Here is an 18,414-nt window from a genome sequence, read left to right on the forward strand (position 1 = left end):
TGAGCACGGCATTCACCAGCACACAAACCCCACAGCCCAGCAACCCCCCGAACAGCAAGCCGAGGCCGGTGATGAACGTCCCGCGCCGCATGGGGCGACCCGAGCGGCGGAAGGCTGCGCTCAGCGGGAAGAGGGCCACTCCGAACATGGTGACGGCGACGAACCAGACCTTGACGGCCTCGACGTAGAACGAGGTGACGCTGCCGTGCCTGAAATACCCCGTGTCGTCGCCCACCACCTGGAACTCCTCACCCCGCACGGCGTCCTCACCGGGCTCGAAGTCCTCCACGTCGGAGCGAACCCTGCCGTCGTCGGAGCGGAAAGTGCCCGAGCATTCCACGTCGTCCCCGATGACGTCCTTGCCGCAACGCTCGACGGTGATCGTCCCTTGCGTACCGCCGGACACCTTCCGCGGACCTTCCTCGTAACCCACCCCGACGAGAATCAGGCCGAAAAGCAGGGCCAGAACTCCCAGTGCTCCGGAGCCGATACGGCTGCCCGCGCCCCGATGTCTCGCCGCAGCGAAGCCGGGGAAGCCGGCCCCTCCCGTTCCGGCCTTCCGCAGGTTCCGCCCACCGCTCGCATCCGTCTTCAACGCCGTCCCGTTCTCCCACGTGGTGCGCGCACCGCCCCGCCTGACTCAGGAGATCTTGGCGAGGCCGGTTCATGCAGGTCAAGCCGGTCGACGTGGTCCAGCGGGCCCCTCGCGGGCAAGGGCGTCGCCGTTCACGGCACACCTCCGACACCTCTACACGTCCGCCACGTTCCCCACCCCGGAAACCGCCCTTCACGCAGCCCGCTCCGGCTCCGACGGCCCCCTCCTGATCTCACTGATAGCTTGCTGTTCCAGTCAGTTCACCCCGTGGGAATCCGATGACTCAGCCGCCGTTCCAACCGCCCCCGCCGCCTTCACAGCCACCACAGGCCCCCGACAACCCGTACAACCAGCCCTCTCCGCCACAGCAGGCGCCGGGATTCGGCCCTCCGCAGCCCCCGATGCAGCCGCCGATGCAGGCTCCGGGACAGCCCCCGATGCAGGCCCCCGGCCAACCGCCGATGCACCACGGAGCGCCGCCGGTGCCGGGACAGTCACCGATGCAGCCGATGTATCCCATGCAGCCGACGCCGCCGTTCCAGGCGCCCCCCTTCGGGCAGCGGCCGAACGCGAGCGGTCATCCGGTCGGGGCGGTCTTCCTCGGGTTCTTCGCCTCGGTCATCGTCTCGCTGCTCTACAGCGGTCTCATCCTGGCCACGTGGAAGGACCAGTCGGTCACCATGGCCAACACCCTCTACTTGGGCCACGCGCTGCTCAACGGAGCGATTGTCGGCTGGCTGGTCGGCCTGGTGGGCCACCGGAGCACTGGCGCCCACATCTGGGGGGCCGTCATAGCCGCGCTCGGCACGTTCTTCGGCTACACCAATTCCATCGTGCTCGTCTTCGCCGACAGCGATGGAGGTGGTGCTGTGTGGGACCTGGTGAGGTACGAGCCCTTCTGGCCGGCCAAACTCTGGTGGACCGACGGAACCACGGACAAGGTGGACTGGTTCTCCCCGCTCGGCCTCGTACTCGCCGCGGCCGCCGCCTGGGGACTCGCCTATCTCATCGGCAGCAGGCGCCGCCAGGCATGACGTCTACGCCTACGTCCCTTTGACGTCTGTTCAGGTGCCGGTCCGGGCGACCACCGCCGGGTCCCCGGTCGGTAGCTGAGCTGGATCCCGGGGCCTGAGGCCGGCCGACCCGCCTCAGCGGAAGACAGGACTGTCGCCGACCCCCGCCAGCGCCACCCCGATGCAGGTGACCATCATCGCCCACCGCGTGTGACCGATCCGGGCCAGCACAAAGCCCCAACCGCCGAGCGCCACGCCCACGGCATACGTCGCCACCCAGACACCGAGCGCGTCGCCCTGCCCGAGGCGTACGACGATCAGCACCAGGCAGGTGACGGCGACCAGCCCGGCGAACCCCGCGTACATCCCGCGCGCCTGCCGCGCCTCCCGCCGCCCCTCCTCCACGAGCTCCGACCGGCCCTGATCCTGGAACCCCGCCCGCAACTCGTCCGTGCTCGCACCGGAGGAGAGAGGGTGCCCGCCCGAGCCGCTCAACCCGCCCGACCTGTTCGCCGCGTTACCGCCATGCGTCGTCATGGCAGCGGAGCCTATCGTTCGACGACCACCAGCGGGCGGCGGGCCGATCTCCTACGAGCCCTCGAGATGCGCCAGTCCCAGCATCAACGGCAGGGAGACGAGGGCGAGTCCGAACGCGGTTGCCGACATGGCCGTACGGATTTCCCGCTTGGCGCGAATCCCAAGGTAAGCGGCGATCAGCGGGAGGACGGCACTCAACAGGAAGCTGAAACGCCAGCCACCATCCCCGACAAGGAAGATCATGAGTCCCCAGGAGGCCGGCACGGACGCGACGCTCAAATAGCACGACCGGGTGAGGAAGCGCTCCAGGTCATCGGTCCCGCCAAAGAAACTCATCGATCCTTACCCCTTTGTCCGCTAAACGGCCCGGTGGTCGTAGCCACTCGTGCCCACCTCGGGAAATCCGTCCGCCGCCGAGAACCCGTTGATGGCCGCCGACGCGGCCAGAGCAATCGCGCTCAGCGCCATCGCGAACTTGTCGAACATCATGGCTGCCTCCGACCACATCTGCATGAGCCGGATGGCCTGTGCCGCGGCCAGCGCGAACATGCCCGCCGAGGCGACCTGTCCACCGACCGGGATCGCGTTGACAGCCCACGCCGCGGCGAGATTGACCATCCAGATGACGAGCAGGTCGCAGAACGACACCAGGAACGACTTGAGGAATTCAGCAAGCTGAAAAGCCAACTGCGCGGCCTGTGCGTAACACTGGCGCAGGGATTCGAAGGTCTCCTTGATCTCGTCCAGCTTCTTGCTGAACTCGTCGAAGTACACGGTGGCGGCGTCGGCCGCGTTGCCGTTCCAGCTGAGACCGACGGTCTGGTTGCCCTTGCGCACATTGGTGGCCACCGCGTCACAGAAGGACGCGAGATTGGCCCATACGTCGGCGCAGTCGTTGTACTTGTTCCAGTCCCCGAAGACCCAGTTCGTGCAGACGGCGAAGGGGTCGAAGTCGAAGAGCAGCTTGGACGCCTCCACGGCCATGGCCGAGGGGCTGCCAATGTCGAGCGCGGTGCCGAGCGTCTTCTGGACCGGGCTCATCTTGAACTCGTCCACATGACCGGACGCGTACTTGACGATGGGGTTGTTGCTGTCCCCGTCCGGCGGCTTCAGCGTCTCGCCCGCGTCGCTGGCGTCCTTGAAGTCCTGCGGGTCTCCCCCGGAAGCACCGCCCGGCGCCTTGGAACCCGGATAGGTGGCGTCGAGCTTGGCCGCCTCGTCGTGGTCCGTCGCCCGGTAGTACTTGGCCGAGCCGGCCAGTTCCTTCGCGGAGGAGTCCAGCACGCCCCGGACTTTGCCCAGGGCCTTCTTGGCCTCGCTCACATACTGGTCGTGATCGCCCGCGACAAGGTCGTAGAGGTCCCCGCCGCCCTTCTCGATCTGCGCGTGCTGGCCGACGTACTCAACGGCCTTCTCACCGCTCTCCGCCGCACGTCCCACCAGCTTCGAGAAGCCGTCGAGTGCGTCGGGATTCACATCAAAGTCCACAGTTCCCCCATCACCTGCCACGACCACTCGTGAGCGGCGTTCGCTCAGTACAAGGACCAGCCACGCCCGTCGTGACGCGACTTCGTGTCGGACCGGTTCTCGGACTCCGCGCGCCGCCGCTCTTCCTCGAGCTGTCGCCGCTGCTCCTCGAGCCGGTGCTCGCCGTCCGCGGCGAGCTCGTCCCGCTCACGGTCGGACATGGCGGCCCACTTCTCGGCCAGCGGAGCCGACTGCTGCACGGCCTCCTCGGCGTACGCCGACACATTGGCCGCCTCGCGCAGCCCCATGCGCCCGGAGAGGACCTCCTGGGCCATCTCCTTGAGCGCATTGCCGCCCAGCCCTGACGCGAGATGCTCCAGGGACTGCCGCAGGATCTTTGCCTGTGCGGGGTCCTGCTGGGTCATCTCCAGGAATTCGGAGTCGTCTACGCGCTTGTCGGAACTGTCACGGGCGCTGTCCAAGGGATACCTCATCGGGAGGGTCGGCGTGTCTCGACCGGCGTGAACCTACCAACGCACTTGCGAACGCTTCAACACTCGGCCGGGGCGCGAACCGAGTCACCTATGCCCGTAATTCGGTAATTCGCTGAATTCCTGCCCGTTCAACGAGGAATCGGATCAAGGTGACTCAATCTGACCGGAAACACCGACGCCATCCGGCTCCAGCCCTGACCCCAGAAGTGGACTGAACACCACGAACCGTCAGCAAAACCGATCTCGTGGTCACCGCCCGCCACATCGCTCCGGTCTCGGATGTATGTCACATTGCGAAGTTCCGTGGCCCATCCCACCTCGACCGGGCCACGCACGCCGGTGAAGGAGCGGGCGCGGGAGACGTACACCAGCTGGAGGCGGCGGTCGGTGAGCTGAAGCATCACGGCCGTGCTGTTCCTGGTCCGGGGGACGACCGCGCGGGCCAAGTGGCCGGCCATGCTCTCCCAGCCGCCGTGGAAGGGCTCGCCCGGTCTGCTCGGCTTCTTCGGCTCACGCCACATGACCGCTTCGAAGAAGGCCTCGAACGGATTGCAGTTCATGGAGCACAGTCCCGCGATCCCGTTCACGGGGATCATCAGCCAGCTGCCGAGCGTGCGGCGCTCGGATCGCAGAACGAGAGGGCGACGGAAGTAGCCGGGCCTCGGCGCCCTGCCGGCCAAGGAGACCGCGTGCTGACCAACCAGCACGTCCCCCGGCGGCACCATCGCTCTCGCCCTGTCCGCCGGCGTCTCCTGATCGCGGCCGGTCCTGCTCACCGGAAGAGGCCCCTCACGCTGCACTTGATCATCGCCGTGAATGTAGCGCACGGGGTGTTGCTGTCGGCGTGTGGGGCTTTGCTCGTTGGGCGCGTGCCGGGGGAAGGGTGGCGGGGCGTGCCGGGTCGTGAACGCCCCTACGACGACGGCCTGTTGAACGTACTTCGACCGGTGCCGCGCACCGGGGCATCCCGCTCGGCGCGCCGGCAGCGGGTCGCTGTCGAGTCCAGTTCCGCCTGCTGCCGCACGTCCCACTCAGCGAACTTGGCCTCGGACTGCCGGCGTTCGGCGTACGTCTGGTCGTCGGCCGCCCGGCGGATCTCGTGGATCCGCTGGAACACGGCCTCGGTGTAACGCGGCTCCTGGAGGGCGTCCTTGATGCCGACGTTCCCGCTCAGCACATCCTTCCTGCTGGCGGTCGGTGACAGGTGAAGCACCGCCGGGGTCATCCGAACTCGTTTCGGGCCCAGTCGTCCGCGCCCCCGGAGGAACCCGCGGAACGGGAGGAACCCGAGCTCGCCGCGGAGGCGGCAGCCGTCGGCCTGCTGGGCGACTGCGTGGTGCCCGAGGAGCCGGAACCCGCCCCCGACGCGGTGGCCGCGGCCCCGTCGGACGCAGGCGTGCTCTGGGCGCCCTGTCCGGACAGCGCGTCGACGCCGTGCTGTACGCGGTCCCCGGCCGCCGTGGTGGCCCGCTCCGTCGCGGCGTCCACGGCGTTGTTCATGTGCGTCGCCGGATCCACGTAGTCGGCGAGCGTCGATCCCTCCCCGCCGGTGACCTCGTTCTTGAGGCCGTCCACGTACTCGCCGGCCGCGGTCTTGGCTACGTCCGCCGTCTCGCCGAGGTCGATGCCGGACCGTGCGTCGAAGTAGGTCTCGATGCTCTGCTGGCCGAGGTTCTGCGCCATTCCGACGGCGGCTTCCGTGGCCTTCTCCTTGGCCGCGTCGACCACCTTCTCCTGGACGAACTGCTTGCCCTGCTCCTTGAGTTGGTCCTTCGCGAACTGCTTGACCTTCTCCTTGGTGATCTTCTCGAGCTGCTCTTTGGCCATCTTCTTGACGGCGTCCATGGTGGCGTGCTCCATGGCCTTGGTGACCGCCTCCATGACCTCGCGCTTGAGCCGGTCCAGCAGCTCCCGGACGATCAGCCGGGTGGCCTGTGTCGCACCGAGCGCACCGAGCTCGGACAGTCCGAAGGTGAACGGAGCCGCCGCCTGGGCCGCGATGATCTCGATGGCCAGGGCGACGAGTTGGGCGATCACGGCCAGTTTCGCCGTGAGTACCGCCACCGCGGCCGCGTCGAAGGCGAAGGCGATGACTTCGCAGGCGGTTTTCGCGTCCGGCAGATAACGGTCCTCGCCGTTGGCGCCCGTATAGGCACCCCAGTCCTTGCTGAATCCGTCGATCGCCGTGCCGAAGTTATGGGCGACAACGGTGCGGGCGAGACCCTCGCCCTCCCGCTGGATCTCTTCGAGTTCGTCACCGAAAGCCCGCCAGGTCTCGGCGACCTTGTGCAGCGCCTCCTCGTCGACCTCCGGCCAGGTATAGCCGAGGAGGTCCAGTACCCAGACAAGCTCACCGGGAAGTGTGAGCGACATGCGAATAGCCCCCGAATTTAATTGGAGTTGGCGGGTCGATCAGAATTGGCCGGAGACCTTGTCCATCAGCCCGCTGTTCGCCGTATCCGAGGCGTCGTAAGTGCGCGCCATGCCCTCGAGGTTGCCCCCGATCTTCTTAACTCGTTCCGCGAGACTGTCCATCGATGTGAACATCCCGTCACGAATCGGCGTGTAGACCTGCCCGAAGACCTCCCCGAAGTCCGCGTCCGCCCAGGGCTCCCCCAGCGCTTCGAGAGCGTCCTGGAGCCGCTTGGACGCGGTCGAGAAATCACCCCCGAGATCGGTGAACTTCCCGCCCTGCCGCCGGAGTACATCCGTGTCCACGTTAAAGGTGTCGAACTCCATGGCTCTCCCCCGAACTCCCCTTGCCGTAGTTCATATTGGACGACAGACCGATACCTTAGACTCCTCGCGCACAGCCCTGCCAAACCCGCCAGTCAAGAGATCGTCAAGTTATTCAAGGGGACACCAAAAGTGGTGACTACACAGCCGCGTTACGGCAGCACGGGGAGTCCGTGGATGGGCCGACTCCTCGGATTGGGGCTGCTCCTCGTGGCCGCGCTCGTCGCCGCGGTGACCATTCCGGAACTGCGCAGTGAACTCGCGGGTGACGGCACCGAAGGAACCCTCACGGTTTCTTCATGCGAAACACACACGAAGACCCACTACGGCACGCACAGGCGTTCTACGGAACTCAGGTTCAGCTGCACCGGAACCTGGAGCGCGCAGGACGGTAAAGGCACCTATGAAGACGTGGTGGTGGAAACGTCATCGCGTTTCGAAGCCGGGGCGAAAATCCCCGTGGTGCAAGTGGACGACACCTTCGAGCTGCCGCAGGACCGCGCCCCCGGCGACGACGCCGCGATCCTCGCGTTCTGCCTCTCCGTGCTGGCCGTCGGCATCTTCTGCCTCCTGACCGGCTTCGGCGGCCGGGGCGGCCCCGGCCTCACGGCCTCCTGGCAGCGCCTCCCGGCCCGGACCGTCACCGGTCCGCTCCTCGGTGGCCTCTTCACGCTGGGCGCCCTGGCAGCACTGGTCTGCGCACTCGTCCTCTGACCGCTCCGTCCCCCTTTTCCTGAGGAACTCTCCATGACACAAGTACACGGGAACCCCGCGCCCAACGCCGCCGGCCCCGGCGACCGCACCGGCCTCGGCCGCCTCATCGGCGCCGGCCTGATCCTCGTAGGCCTCGTCCTCCTGGCCCTCGGCGCCTACCTCGGCCCCTACACCTACGCCACGGCCACGCCGGGCAAGCTCACCGTCGACACCTGCACGGTCGACTACAAGTACCGCTCCAGCACGTCGAGCAGCTCACGGAAGAAGACGAAGACCCGTTGGTGCTACGGCACCTTCACGTCCGCCGACGGCTCCGTCAAGGACCTCAACGCCGAGCTCAAGAGCGATGCCCTGCACCAGCGCGGCTACGTCATCGAGGCCATCAAGACCGGCGACACCTCCTACCAGCTGGACCATGGCTGGGTCGGCGCCATCGCGGTGGGCTGCGCATGGTTCTTCGGCGCGCTGATCGCCCTCGCCATCGGCACCTTCGGCGCCGTGACGGGCTTCGTTGGCGGCGGGGCTTCTGCGCAGGGGTTGTTCCGGACCTGCCTGGTGCTGGTGGGGGTGGGGGTGGTTGGGCTTGTTGTGAGTTTGCTGGTGGTGTTCTTCGTGTGACGGGGAGTCCTGGCTTGTCCGCCGGGAACAAGAGGCGCCGCGTAAACGCGGCGCCTCTTTTGACGTGCGGGGTCAGGCGGGGAAGGGTCCCTGAGACTGCATCACGGGCGTCCGCTCTGGTGGCTTGCGCCGACCGGACCAGGCCAGCAGCACACCTCCTGCCAGGGACAGCAAGCCCACACCGGCGGCGACCAGGCCCGTCAGCCACACCTCCTGCTCCATCTCGGGATGTGTCGTCTTCGGAGTGCCGTCAGGCGTAGCCAGGTGCTCCTTGCCCTTGTACGCCACCGGTCCGGTCTCGTCCTTGGGCGGGGAGACGGCAGCCTTCACCGCCGCCTCCGCGTTGATCCTGCCGTAGCCGAGCAAGGCACTTCCGCCGCCCGCCGGACGGTGGGTGGTGGCGATGAGGACATCGTTAACCTGGGCGGGGGTGAGCTTCGGGTTCTTGGCCTTCATGAGTGCCACGACACCAGCGGCCAGCGCGCACGCCGGTGAGGTGCCGTTGCCCTGCTTGTAACCGCCGGTGTTGGTCGCGCTGATGATGTCGACGCCGGGTGCAGCCACGTCGTTGTAGGTGTGCACGGTGGAGAATTCGGCGCGCGTGCCATTCTGTTGGGTGGCGGCGACAGCGATCACGCCCGCGTAACCGGCCGGGTACGAGGCGCCGTTGAGCACGTCGCCCGCGTTACCGGCAGATGCGAGCACAGGCACGCCCTGGCGGGCGGCATAGGCCAAGGCGGCGGCCTCGTCTTCGGCATAGGAGCTGAACAGGTTGTCGCTGCCAAGCGACATCGTGATCACGTCGGCGCCATGCTCGACCGCGTAGTTGATGCCGTCCGCGATCGGGTTGTTGCCCTTCCTGAAGGACTCCTCAAGATCCTCCTGGGTGCGCTCTTCCTCGTGCTTGTCATCGATGACACGAACCGAGAGGATTTTTGCCCTCGGGGCCACCTTGAGGACGTCCGAGGCCATGGCGGTCCCGTGCTGCCCCCACTCCGAGTCGCCTGCCTTCAACCCGTCCTTGAAGTAGTCGGGCCCGGTGGTGACCTTGCCCTTGAGGGCGGGATGATCCGCGTACACACCGCTGTCGAGGACCGCGACCGTCACTCCGTCGCCCTGACTCAGCTGCTGGGCCGCGGACAGGCTGAGTGCCGCCCCCTCCCATCCGACCGGCGTGGTGGCTGCGCGCGCCGGCGCGGTGGCCAGTGTGCACAGCAGACCCGTGAGTGCGACCGCGGTAGAGGTCGCGCGTATGGTCCGGAACTTCACTGCGGGGCTCACCTTTCAAGGTTCCCGAGATGGGTGTGGAAGGTCTCGCTGAGGGCGTTCGCCGCGTCCATCCAGGGCTTCCTGTCTTCCTCGTTCGCGCCGTAGTCGCCGAACTCGCCGGGCAGGTTGCCCGACGTCCGGCCGTTGACCGCGCCGGTCGTGACAGCGATGGCGTAGGGGAACGAGTCGCCTCCCAGGGCCTCTCCGCCCATGCCGTTGCGCCTGTTCCCCTGCCACTTCGCCGCGAGCGTGCCCGGCACCGCGAACGGCACCACGGCGGCATCAGGGACGTCCGCGTGTTCCTGGTCGTCGAAGTAGGCGCCCATCTCCTGGCCAGCGGCGCCCTCGGGCAGCACGATGATCGCGACGGTGGCGACCATCTCACCGGTGAGATCCACATATGTGGCACGCAGAACGGCCGTACAGCCGAGCCGCTCCGCGGTCTCCTTGGTCTCCCCGCTCAGGCCCTCGGAGCACGAGGTGTCCTGGGAGATGCCCATACGGCTCCACTGTGCGACCTGCTTGTCTGCCGCGTCGTACTTGTAGTTGGGCGGTTCACCGACGGTCGCCGGGAAGAGCCGGTCCGTGGACTCGTTGCGCCACAGCGTCGGCCCATAGGCGGAGTTGGGTATGGACTGCTGGCTGTTGCTGTACGCATGAGCCGCCAGCGCGCCGCCACCGAGCATGCCGAGCACGCCGAACACAGTGAGCAGCCCTCCGATGACCTTCCGCGCAGTGCTGCCCCCGCCCGACGGGGGCACAGGCGCCCCCGGCATGGGGTTCCCTGGGACATGGCTCCCGGGTGCGGCGTACGCGCCGTACTGAGACGGCCCCGGTTGAGCCGGCGGCGGCCCCGGAGGCACCGCCGGGACGGGCGGCTGTACATGGCCTGCCCCCTGCCATTGCGGTTGCCAACCACTCTGCGGGGACGGCTGCCCATACGGACCACCGCTTCCCGGCGGCGTGGGATAAGACATCGGTTCTTCCCTCTCACAGCTATCTGCGAGGGAGCACGATGGGTGGTCCGGCCTCTCGTGACAGAGCCCGCCTCTCGACTGACTCGCAACCCAGGTTGCCGTGAGGCTCAACTACAGCCACTCGCGCACCTTTCGGCGCCCCCGCTAGTCTGACGACAGCTTATGACCTTCGCAGACGCAATGCGGGTCCCTTCCGTGGCGCTCGCATAACGATCTCACTGAAGGCTGATGCCCTGTGGGAGCAGATTCTGCTCTGCACGAGCGCCGTACCTACCTCGCACGAAGTCGTGAATGTTTTGCGAACGCCTCGGCGAAGAGTCCGAGGTCTGATTGGACAACTTGTGGCGTCGGTAGCTGGAGCTGCACTTCTGCGTGACAGAGGGGTGTCGGTGCCATGCAGGCGGGCTTCAAGGGAGAGGCACGGGAGTTAGAAGTCGCAACCAGGGAACTCCACCGAAGCCAGACGAGATGCGACCGGCCTTGAACTACGGAAACGCCCTAAGACCACCCAGAGCAACGAATTCGACAACGACTACGGGGCCGTGGCCCCAATCGTTGCCGACTCGGCTGGTCCGACGAGATGGCGCCCACAAGGACGAGGCGGGTGCTCGGCAGCCATCTCCAAGGTGGCTATACGGCACGAGATTCAAGCTTCGCGAATCGTGCCCGTGGGCAAGTCGCTCCCGGGTGTGAGGCTTTCCACGTGCCGCTTCATCTGAAGTCCCGCACGTTTCCGCCCCATCAGAACTGCAAGTACGGACGCGGCAGCGAGAGCAGCGGTCGCGATGTCCCCAACGCCAAAGGTGATAAGGCCCAGGGCAACGATTCCGAGTAGGAGCGCCTTCAGAACAGTGGAATTGGCGCTTGCCTCCACGGGAGTGAGAGGGCGAAGAGCACGGGCTTCCCCCGCTGCAGGGAGTTCCTGGTCCGCTGGAACAAGTGCGCTCACCGGAAGGGCAACTGAAGCGTCCAGAGACTCTAGCCACCCGGCGACGTAACGTTGTCCGTCCAGAATCAGTACGGCATAGCCGACCGAATTCGCGTACGGCAGCTGCCGAGCGGGCCGTCTCCAGTAGACGTGGCCACGGACGCCCATGAGTCGCTGCGCCAGGGGCAGGGGGTCGACGATGTCATCCAGATAAAGATGCAGCTCACCGAACTCTGCACTCGTCAAGCGAATGCGGGGCTTAAGATGCTTGGTCACCGATGCAGACGCCGGCCTCTCATCGAGGGCCACTCCCACTCCCGCGACAGAGACGGGCAGTGCGTGGAGAATGCCCTTCTGTCGCGAACGGTGAAGGCCGGCCACGGGATCCGAACGCCAGCGGCCGAACAGATTCATGAACCAGCAGAAAGCAAGGAAGCCCAGAGTCAAAAAGATCGTCCAGAAGTCTACCCGCCCGCCAATCTTCTCCTCGAGCGACTGACGATCCCCGACAAATACCTCCAGGTCAGGCGACGAAGGAGCGAAGAGGACCCAGATCTCTTCCCCTGCCTTCGGTTTGTCGCTAGAAGTCAATTCCAGCTCGGTAGTTCGAGGCCCCTGGTTGAAAGGTACAGGTACCAGCACTGTGGAGGTGTAGTGCCCAGTGCGCTGACTGCTTACGTACTTCGAGGAGAGGACCTTCTCGATCTCGGTCGTACGCATCGCGGAACCCGCGTCAACGATCTCCCAGGCTGCAGGCGTTGGGGACAACGCTGCATAAGCCACCAGAAACGCGGGCACCACCCAGGACCAGGCCGCGAATCCTACCCACCCATTACGTTGCTCCACCCACCAGTGCTTGCCCCCCGTGGCCAGGTCATCGGTGGGGCGGCGGCGGAGCCAGAGGACTCCGCCGCCAGCGGCTACGGCCGCCACCGCGAGGCAGACGAGGATGTCCCACCTGGGTGGCCGAGTGGAGGGCTGAATCAGAACAGTGGTGACCGCGGCCACCATGCTGAGGCCCAGCACAGCCAACCAACGGACCAGTGTGCTGGACCTAGTCATCATCCGAAATCTTCCTCAAGACTGCGTTGCTGACGGCCGAATGACGTCTTCGGCTCGTCTGCATTCTTTTGCTTACCACCCTCGTCGTCACTGGCAGCTAGTTCTCCGCCTGCGCCTGCCGCCCCGGCGCCCACACCGCCAGCAGGCACTTCGATGGCGAAGTCGGGGTTCTGGCCTCGCTGCCCGTATCGTGACGCATCCCAACCTTCAGCAACAGGAATGGTGTCCCTGTAGTGTCCGGCACCGCCCACTGTCGCTCCGCCAAGTGCCCCACCTGCCGCATTGATCAGGGCATTCTTACCCCACTCGGGGTCCTCGTCTGTCGTGAGCGCGGTATGGCCATCCACAGCAAGTCCGCCGGCCACATTGCCGACAACCCCACCGGTGATGTTCTCAGTGAGGCCCTTGGCAAGATCACTCGGCGGGCTGGCCATGTCATCCATGATCTTTCCGGCCTTGCCCGCTGCCGCCGCGCCCGCAGGCGTGCCAACGGCTGCGGCAAGTCCTCCCTGCCAGGTTGCTTCCCAGACCTTGGCTCCATCGACCTCCTGGCCGGAGAGACCGGCACCGAGCAGCGTTCCGCCCGTGTTTCCAGCCCAGTTGACGAAGAAGCTGGCAGCCAGCTTGGTCATCTTCCCGGCCTGTTGGTACGCACGGATTGCCGCCGCTATGCGCCGAAGTAGGGTACCGAGGCGGGCCGAAATTCGGATCGCTTGAGCAGCGAGTCGGGTGACATTCGCGGCCGCGGCACCACCAGCAACACCAAAGCTCACGAAGGACAAAGCCACGCCAACACCGATGGAGACACCAATTTCGGTGTAGATTGCGTGGATCTCGTCGTTGACGGTCTCGATCTCATCGGCCACCGCATCGAGCTGCTTGGCGATGTCGTCGTACTCTTCGACCCCCTGCTCGACCGCAACCTTGACCTTACGCCAATGCTCCCTGAAGGCTTCCGCAGCTTCCCCGCGCCAAGTGTGACCGACTGTGTCCTCGACGTTCTTGTCGAGCGCCTTGAGTAGCCCACCCGGGCCCGCCACGTCGTTCTTGAGCTGCCGCCAGGCCTTGGCCGCCTGCCTCAACTCATCCGGCCGACCACCGGGGTTAACGATCTCGAGGCCAAGTTCGACGAGCTCCTCTGCGCCCGACTCCTTGCCACTCACTTGTCACCCCCAGAGGCCTTGCCGAAGAGGACAGCAGTCTCGTCATCATTCACTTCGGTGCTCTTGTTGACCTTCCTGAGGGCGTCAGCAATAGCGTCCAGATGTTCGTGAACTGCCTTCATCGCAGAAGCTGCAGACGTCGAGTACTCGATGTAAGCGTTTCTAACCTCATCCGATTCCGTGAGAAGCCCGAAGCCATCGGAAATTGCTTCCTCGCCGGTCTCGTTCTCGAACTTCTTGAGATAGGCGCGCAGATCATATGCCTGGAGTTCAAAGTTCTTGGCAAGACTCCTGCCGGCCCCATCTGCGTAGTACGCCTCGTCGTCAGCCATTTGCTTCCCCGTTCATGAACGACTCGTGAGCATCGACTGGTTGGCGTAAGTCACCTATTACCAGGGTGGCCGTCTCCCGAGCCTGGCGTGCCTTTGCTGATCCTGAAGTGAGTTTTGTCCTGTCTCTCACTTGCCCTTCAATCGGATTCCCCAAATACTCCCCCGTGACCTGACCTCCTGCGCGCCCTCTTTCAGCAACACTTCGCCCCCTTAACACCAGTAGGTTCTTGGCAGGAGCTTTACGCAATCGCAGTAGGTCCTGTCAGCACGTCAGGTGGCGCATCTCCCCGCTCGCCGCGCAGGTCTCGAGAGGGCAGCAGATGCGGCCATGATGATGTAGGGCAGATCCACCGGTCGCCTAGCGAACCGTCCCTGCCCCTGTCCGCTGACCTACTTACCCACCTGACCTGGCGCAAATGTGACGAGTCTCTACTGCCCTTGGTACGGAGGCGTCTGCTGAGCGTAGGGGTTGGGCTGCTGCGGAGACTGACCCGGGGGTGTTACGTATCCCTGATGGGGGGTCGCCAGATACTGCTGCTGGGGTGGGTAGCCCATGTTTTGCGGGTGAGTTCCAACACCAGGATTGTTCGGGCCGACACTCGGGTTACGGCGGCTTCGCAGCACAGCGAAGACGACGACGGCACCAATTACGGCGCCGAGGCCGACGACGCCAACCACAAGGACAATGGCGCCCATTAGGCAGGCGCTCCCTTCTCGTTCTTGGCTTCTAGGTCACTGCAAGATCGCGGCTGCGACGAAAAAGAGCAGCAGGGTCGCGGCATGAGTTGCCGCACCCCACCTTTTCAGAGCTCGACTGTCATTGCGGTATCCACGCAGCATGACCAAGAGACCCACATGCGTGCCGATCAAATTGAGCGCTGCCAGCCACAAAAGCGAGCCCGACATGACCGACGCAACAAAGAACAGCCAAGGGGTGAGGACTGCAAGGCCCAGCAAGATGGTGGTGAAGTGGCTCGCTGTGCGCGCTGTCATCTCATCGGCAGCGGATTGGGAATGCAGTTCTGGCAGTTCTGAGTCCACAGGTTCTCCAAGGGGGAGTTACCTCTACTGCCCTTGGCGCGGAGGCTGTTGGGTGTAGGGGTTGGGGTGCTGCGGAGACTGTCCCGGAGGTGTGGGGTAGCCCTGATTGGGAGCTGTGTTGGGGTACCGCTGATAGCCCGTCGGGGGCTGAGGCGGGTATCCCGTGCCGTGGGGAGGAGTTCCGCCGCCGGAGCCGGGGCCACCGTTACCGCCGTTTCGGCGGCTGCGGATGACAGCGAAGAGGATGCCGATGACGACCACGGCGCCTGCGATGCCGGCGATGAGAAGGATGCTGCCCGAGGAGGACTTCTTCTTTTTCTTGGCGGCCTGGCTCTTGCTGTCGTTGTCGTCGGAGGCGGCGCCTGAGTTCGTGGACGTGGACGGCGAGGACTGGGCTAGGGGGCCCTGCTTGGAGCCCTTGGGGATGTCCTTGGTCAGCGCCGCGTACGGGCGGATGATGCCGTAGCCATACTTTTCGTCCGGTACTTTCTTGACGTCTTCGTCGAGGAACGTGGCTGATTTGATCAGGCGGTTGACGACCTGGCCTGCGGTGAGGTTCGGATACTTAGCTCGGACCAAGGCGGCAGTTGCAGAGACATAGGCGGTTGCGTCGGATACTCCGCTACCCTCAGCGTAACCGTTGGAATGGCTGGTATCTGCTCTGGCAATATTTGCACCGGGAGCAGCAAGCGTCACTCCGGGACCGTAATTCGAATCCTTCCAAACGTTCAACGACTCATCAATAGCACCTACTGCTACTACGCCGGGAAGTTTGGCCGGATACTCCAGACCTTCGATTCCATCATTTCCTGTTCCTGACACAACAACGACATCATGTTGCAGTGCATACGCAATTGCCTCGGCCCCCTTAGAGCCTGGCAAGGCGGTGGCGTCAGCAAAGGACAGATTGATCACATCTGCACCTTGATCAACCGCGTATCGGACTCCAGCCGCCCATTCCTCGTTAACGTAGTTCTCACTAACGGAATCAGCGACCTTGATTGGAAGGATCTGGGCCTTCGGCGCCAGTCCCATGACGCCTGCTGAACCGTTCGCGCCATGCCCGTGGCCGGCGATGATACTCGCCATGCCGGTGCCATGACCATCAGGGTCATCCTGAGGGCCTTCGCCGTTCGCCGTGAAGTTCTTGCCCTTCAGTACCTGGCCAGTCAGGTCAGGGTGATTGCCGTCCACTCCTGTATCGACGACTGCGACTGTGACACCTTGCCCCTGTGATTCTGTCCAGACCTTCTTGAAGTCGATGACGTCGATAACCCACTGCCTGTCGCGGATGTAATCCGCTGAAGCACTGGGAGCCGAAGTGAGGAGCAAGGCCCCCGTCAACGCCACGACGCCTGTCGTGGACCAGACTCGCTTGAAACCCAATTCCTTGCTCCTCACTCAGCCTTGGCTGGATCCGCCAGCCGTCTTACATGGGCAGTCGACGAGTTTCGTCCGGCCCGCTTACATGCTTACTCGATTGTCCGCGGTACGTTGCGGTTGCGGTCCTCTTCCGAGATCCAGGTCTCTTCATCCTCGACCAGGTAGTCGGGACGGTCACCCCGGCTGTTCTCGTCCTCGGGCCGTCGACCGTTTCGACCTGCCATGCCGCCGGCTCCGCCTGCCATGGCGCCGCGCTGGGTTCCACCGCGGCTACCGTGCAAGCCTGCGCCGCCACCAGCGCCCTTGCCGGTAACACCCTTGGCCGCACCGACCACACCACCACGGGACTTCGCGAGCGCTCCACGACCGCTGGCACCAGCGCCGCCTCGACCGGCGGCGCCAGATCCGGCGCCGCCCATCCCACCCATACCGGCTCGACCTCCGGCACCGCGACCTGCTGCAGCAGCACCACCAGCCAGGCCGCCCCGAGTTCCAGCGGCTCCGACACCGCCGCGTGCGGCAGCGCCACCTCCGAGACCGGAAACTCCGCCAGGGGCCAAGCCGCCTGGCCCCTGAGTTGCGCCGGTCCCGAGGCCTCCGCCACTGACGCCGACAGGGCCCGTGCCGGGGCCAGTTCCAGTCAGGCCTGGAGAGATGCTGTCCACCTTCGTTCGGGCTGCCGGGAGCTGAGAACCTCCCGTAATGCCGGCATCTCGGGGCACCGCAGGAGCAGGCTTGATGTTGGTGGTGGGACCGGCGCTCCAAGGCTTGTTGGCCGCGCGAGCCGTGCCCGGCCCTCCTGTCGAAGGGCTCGGCATTGTGATCGGCGGAGGCATCGTCACATCGCTGTTGGGGGGCTGGATGCCCTTTTCGCCGTCGCGTCCGCTCCCGCCGCCGCCGGGAGGTTCCTGCCTTAGGTTCTTCCCATAGACCCTGTAGTTGGCCGCCAGCTGCTCCATCACCGCCATGGCCTGCAGACGACGCTCCATGCCCAGCGACAGGTTCTTCTCGTTCGCCTCGGCAACGGTGCTAGCGCTGACGCCCGCAGCCAGGTCCTTGTGCGCCTGGGTGTCATCGCGGTTGTCGTTGTCATTCATTTTGTCGCCCGCGCTCTCCAGCTTGGACGGTTCATGAATGTCTGCCATCTTGGTCTTAGCGGCGTCGAGGTCCTTGCTGATCGCAAAGAGTTGCTCCGCCGTGAAGTTGGCGTGTGCCGCCCCGTTCCGAATCTCGACGTCGATTTCGCCCGCCCGACGCTCAAATGCTTCGGCTGCTGAGCCTTCCCAGTGTTTGCGGACTTCTTCGACAGCTTTCTTGAGCATCCCGGCGACGCTGTCGTTCGCGGAAACCTGGTCCACACCACCGGTCGCGCCGTCACCGTCGCCACCGGACAGGATGTTGTGGACCATTTTCCAGTGGGTTCCAACCTCCGAAATCTTTCCGGGCTGGGAATCCATGATCATCTTGCGCAGACCGTTGACCGAGTACTCAACGAACGGCGTCTCCCCGTTCTCGGTCGCGCGGTTGTAGGGCACGTTTTTGCGTGCGACCTTGTCGGACTCAACGAGGCGGTCATGGTCGTTCTTCTGCTCGGCCGCCTGTTCCGCCTTCTGCCTTTTGTCCTGCTCTTGTGCGTAGTGATAGGTGACAGATGCCTCGGACATTCCCGGCTCCCCTCGTCAGTGCTTTCCGGAACTAGCTCTGCGCCAGCCGACCCTTGGTAGAGCCGCCCGAGTCGCCCCCGACGCCCTTCTTGATCTCATGTTCCTCGTTGTTGTACCTGTCCCGGACCTTCGAGGTTTTCGTGCTGAAGTCGTCGATCAACTCGTGGAGGCTCTTGATGATGCCCTCGATCTTGGTCTTCATTTCGGTCGCAGCACCGTGGAGATTCTTGGCCTCCTGGAACATAACTTCGCCACCAGTCTGACCGAAGGCGTGTTCCGGAATTGCCGTGTCGTACTTCGACGTGTTGCCGGCCTTGTCCATGTCGTCCAACAACCGCCAGAGCTTCCGGATGACCTCATCCAGCTCGCTCAGATCAACCCGCATGCCGTTACTCATACCCCGTTGTCCTCTCCCCTGTTC

22 protein-coding genes are annotated in these 18,414 nt (G+C 65.0%); 4 read left to right on the forward strand and 18 right to left on the reverse strand.

Annotated elements, in window-relative coordinates; genetic code table 11:
* A partial coding sequence (locus AQJ67_RS32985; RefSeq protein WP_159058870.1) for a hypothetical protein occupies positions 1 to 406 on the reverse strand: 406 nt, incomplete at its 3' end.
* Between the two features lie 707 nt (positions 407 to 1,113).
* On the opposite strand from AQJ67_RS32985, the gene AQJ67_RS32990 reads away from it, so the two are divergent.
* Entirely contained in the window at positions 1,114 to 1,629 is a 516-nt protein-coding gene (locus tag AQJ67_RS32990) for a hypothetical protein (RefSeq protein WP_244190653.1), read from the forward strand.
* Between the two features lie 114 nt (positions 1,630 to 1,743).
* Here the strand turns inward: AQJ67_RS32990 and AQJ67_RS32995 are convergent, their stop codons facing one another.
* The 8 genes from AQJ67_RS32995 to AQJ67_RS33030 all read right to left on the reverse strand — a co-directional run bounded on the left by AQJ67_RS32995 (position 1,744) and on the right by AQJ67_RS33030 (position 6,845).
* A complete protein-coding gene (locus AQJ67_RS32995; protein ID WP_062723032.1) occupies positions 1,744 to 2,145 on the reverse strand; it encodes a hypothetical protein in 402 nt (133 codons plus the stop codon).
* Between the two features lie 51 nt (positions 2,146 to 2,196).
* On the reverse strand, positions 2,197 to 2,481 hold the full coding sequence (locus tag AQJ67_RS33000; protein ID WP_062723033.1) for a hypothetical protein: 285 nt from the start codon (positions 2,479 to 2,481) through the stop codon (positions 2,197 to 2,199).
* Between the two features lie 21 nt (positions 2,482 to 2,502).
* Positions 2,503 to 3,621: a WXG100-like domain-containing protein gene (locus AQJ67_RS33005; RefSeq protein WP_079056300.1), complete on the reverse strand. Its 1,119-nt coding sequence runs from the start codon at positions 3,619 to 3,621 to the stop codon at positions 2,503 to 2,505.
* Positions 3,622 to 3,677: 56 nt separating this feature from the next.
* Positions 3,678 to 4,094, reverse strand: a complete 417-nt coding sequence (locus AQJ67_RS33010) for a hypothetical protein (RefSeq protein ID WP_062723035.1) — start codon at positions 4,092 to 4,094, stop codon at positions 3,678 to 3,680.
* A gap of 140 nt (positions 4,095 to 4,234) precedes the next feature.
* Entirely contained in the window at positions 4,235 to 4,933 is a 699-nt protein-coding gene (locus AQJ67_RS33015; protein ID WP_159058871.1) for a hypothetical protein, read from the reverse strand.
* 86 nt (positions 4,934 to 5,019) lie between these two features.
* Entirely contained in the window at positions 5,020 to 5,331 is a 312-nt protein-coding gene (locus AQJ67_RS33020) for a hypothetical protein (RefSeq protein WP_062723037.1), read from the reverse strand.
* Positions 5,328 to 6,479, reverse strand: coding sequence for a WXG100-like domain-containing protein (locus AQJ67_RS33025; RefSeq protein WP_063807386.1), 1,152 nt, complete (start codon positions 6,477 to 6,479; stop codon positions 5,328 to 5,330). The genes AQJ67_RS33020 and AQJ67_RS33025 overlap by 4 nt, the downstream gene beginning before the upstream one ends.
* Before the next feature lie 39 nt (positions 6,480 to 6,518).
* Positions 6,519 to 6,845 (reverse strand): hypothetical protein, encoded by a 327-nt coding sequence (locus AQJ67_RS33030; protein WP_062723038.1) that lies wholly within the window; start codon positions 6,843 to 6,845, stop codon positions 6,519 to 6,521.
* Between the two features lie 207 nt (positions 6,846 to 7,052).
* Between AQJ67_RS33030 and AQJ67_RS47885 the strand changes: the two genes are divergently transcribed.
* Both AQJ67_RS47885 and AQJ67_RS33040 read left to right on the forward strand, forming a co-directional pair.
* Positions 7,053 to 7,556 carry a hypothetical protein gene (locus tag AQJ67_RS47885; protein WP_159058872.1) on the forward strand — a complete coding sequence of 168 codons (504 nt, stop codon included), beginning with the start codon at positions 7,053 to 7,055 and terminating at the stop codon, positions 7,554 to 7,556.
* A 33-nt stretch (positions 7,557 to 7,589) separates the two neighbouring features.
* Positions 7,590 to 8,174 (forward strand): hypothetical protein, encoded by a 585-nt coding sequence (locus tag AQJ67_RS33040; protein WP_062723040.1) that lies wholly within the window; start codon positions 7,590 to 7,592, stop codon positions 8,172 to 8,174.
* A 72-nt stretch (positions 8,175 to 8,246) separates the two neighbouring features.
* Here the strand turns inward: AQJ67_RS33040 and AQJ67_RS33045 are convergent, their stop codons facing one another.
* The 5 genes from AQJ67_RS33045 to AQJ67_RS33065 form a co-directional block, all read right to left on the reverse strand.
* Positions 8,247 to 9,281 carry a S8 family peptidase gene (locus tag AQJ67_RS33045; protein ID WP_244190654.1) on the reverse strand — a complete coding sequence of 345 codons (1,035 nt, stop codon included), beginning with the start codon at positions 9,279 to 9,281 and terminating at the stop codon, positions 8,247 to 8,249.
* A 170-nt stretch (positions 9,282 to 9,451) separates the two neighbouring features.
* Entirely contained in the window at positions 9,452 to 10,219 is a 768-nt protein-coding gene (locus AQJ67_RS33050) for a hypothetical protein (RefSeq protein ID WP_159058873.1), read from the reverse strand.
* Positions 10,220 to 11,066: 847 nt separating this feature from the next.
* Positions 11,067 to 12,380: a hypothetical protein gene (locus tag AQJ67_RS33055; RefSeq protein WP_159058874.1), complete on the reverse strand. Its 1,314-nt coding sequence runs from the start codon at positions 12,378 to 12,380 to the stop codon at positions 11,067 to 11,069.
* Positions 12,381 to 12,409: 29 nt separating this feature from the next.
* A complete protein-coding gene (locus AQJ67_RS45885) occupies positions 12,410 to 13,573 on the reverse strand; it encodes a WXG100 family type VII secretion target (RefSeq protein WP_079056302.1) in 1,164 nt (387 codons plus the stop codon).
* A complete protein-coding gene (locus tag AQJ67_RS33065) occupies positions 13,570 to 13,905 on the reverse strand; it encodes a hypothetical protein (RefSeq protein WP_062723045.1) in 336 nt (111 codons plus the stop codon). The genes AQJ67_RS45885 and AQJ67_RS33065 overlap by 4 nt, the downstream gene beginning before the upstream one ends.
* Positions 13,906 to 14,469: 564 nt before the next feature.
* Here AQJ67_RS33065 and AQJ67_RS50260 point away from each other — a divergent pair.
* Positions 14,470 to 14,604, forward strand: a complete 135-nt coding sequence (locus AQJ67_RS50260) for a hypothetical protein (RefSeq protein WP_279616911.1) — start codon at positions 14,470 to 14,472, stop codon at positions 14,602 to 14,604.
* A gap of 33 nt (positions 14,605 to 14,637) precedes the next feature.
* Here the strand turns inward: AQJ67_RS50260 and AQJ67_RS33075 are convergent, their stop codons facing one another.
* The 4 genes from AQJ67_RS33075 to AQJ67_RS33085 all read right to left on the reverse strand — a co-directional run bounded on the left by AQJ67_RS33075 (position 14,638) and on the right by AQJ67_RS33085 (position 18,390).
* Positions 14,638 to 14,946: a hypothetical protein gene (locus AQJ67_RS33075; RefSeq protein ID WP_062723047.1), complete on the reverse strand. Its 309-nt coding sequence runs from the start codon at positions 14,944 to 14,946 to the stop codon at positions 14,638 to 14,640.
* Positions 14,947 to 14,970: 24 nt separating this feature from the next.
* Entirely contained in the window at positions 14,971 to 16,332 is a 1,362-nt protein-coding gene (gene mycP / locus AQJ67_RS45890; RefSeq protein WP_244190655.1) for a type VII secretion-associated serine protease mycosin, read from the reverse strand.
* An 86-nt stretch (positions 16,333 to 16,418) separates the two neighbouring features.
* The gene (locus AQJ67_RS47890; protein ID WP_159058875.1) at positions 16,419 to 17,993 is read right to left on the reverse strand and encodes a hypothetical protein; all 1,575 of its coding nucleotides are present in this window, start codon (positions 17,991 to 17,993) and stop codon (positions 16,419 to 16,421) included.
* 31 nt (positions 17,994 to 18,024) lie between these two features.
* Positions 18,025 to 18,390 (reverse strand): hypothetical protein, encoded by a 366-nt coding sequence (locus tag AQJ67_RS33085; protein ID WP_062723049.1) that lies wholly within the window; start codon positions 18,388 to 18,390, stop codon positions 18,025 to 18,027.
* Positions 18,391 to 18,414 lie beyond the last annotated feature (24 nt).

Source organism: Streptomyces caeruleatus (assembly GCF_001514235.1).
Taxonomy (GTDB): domain Bacteria; phylum Actinomycetota; class Actinomycetes; order Streptomycetales; family Streptomycetaceae; genus Streptomyces; species Streptomyces caeruleatus.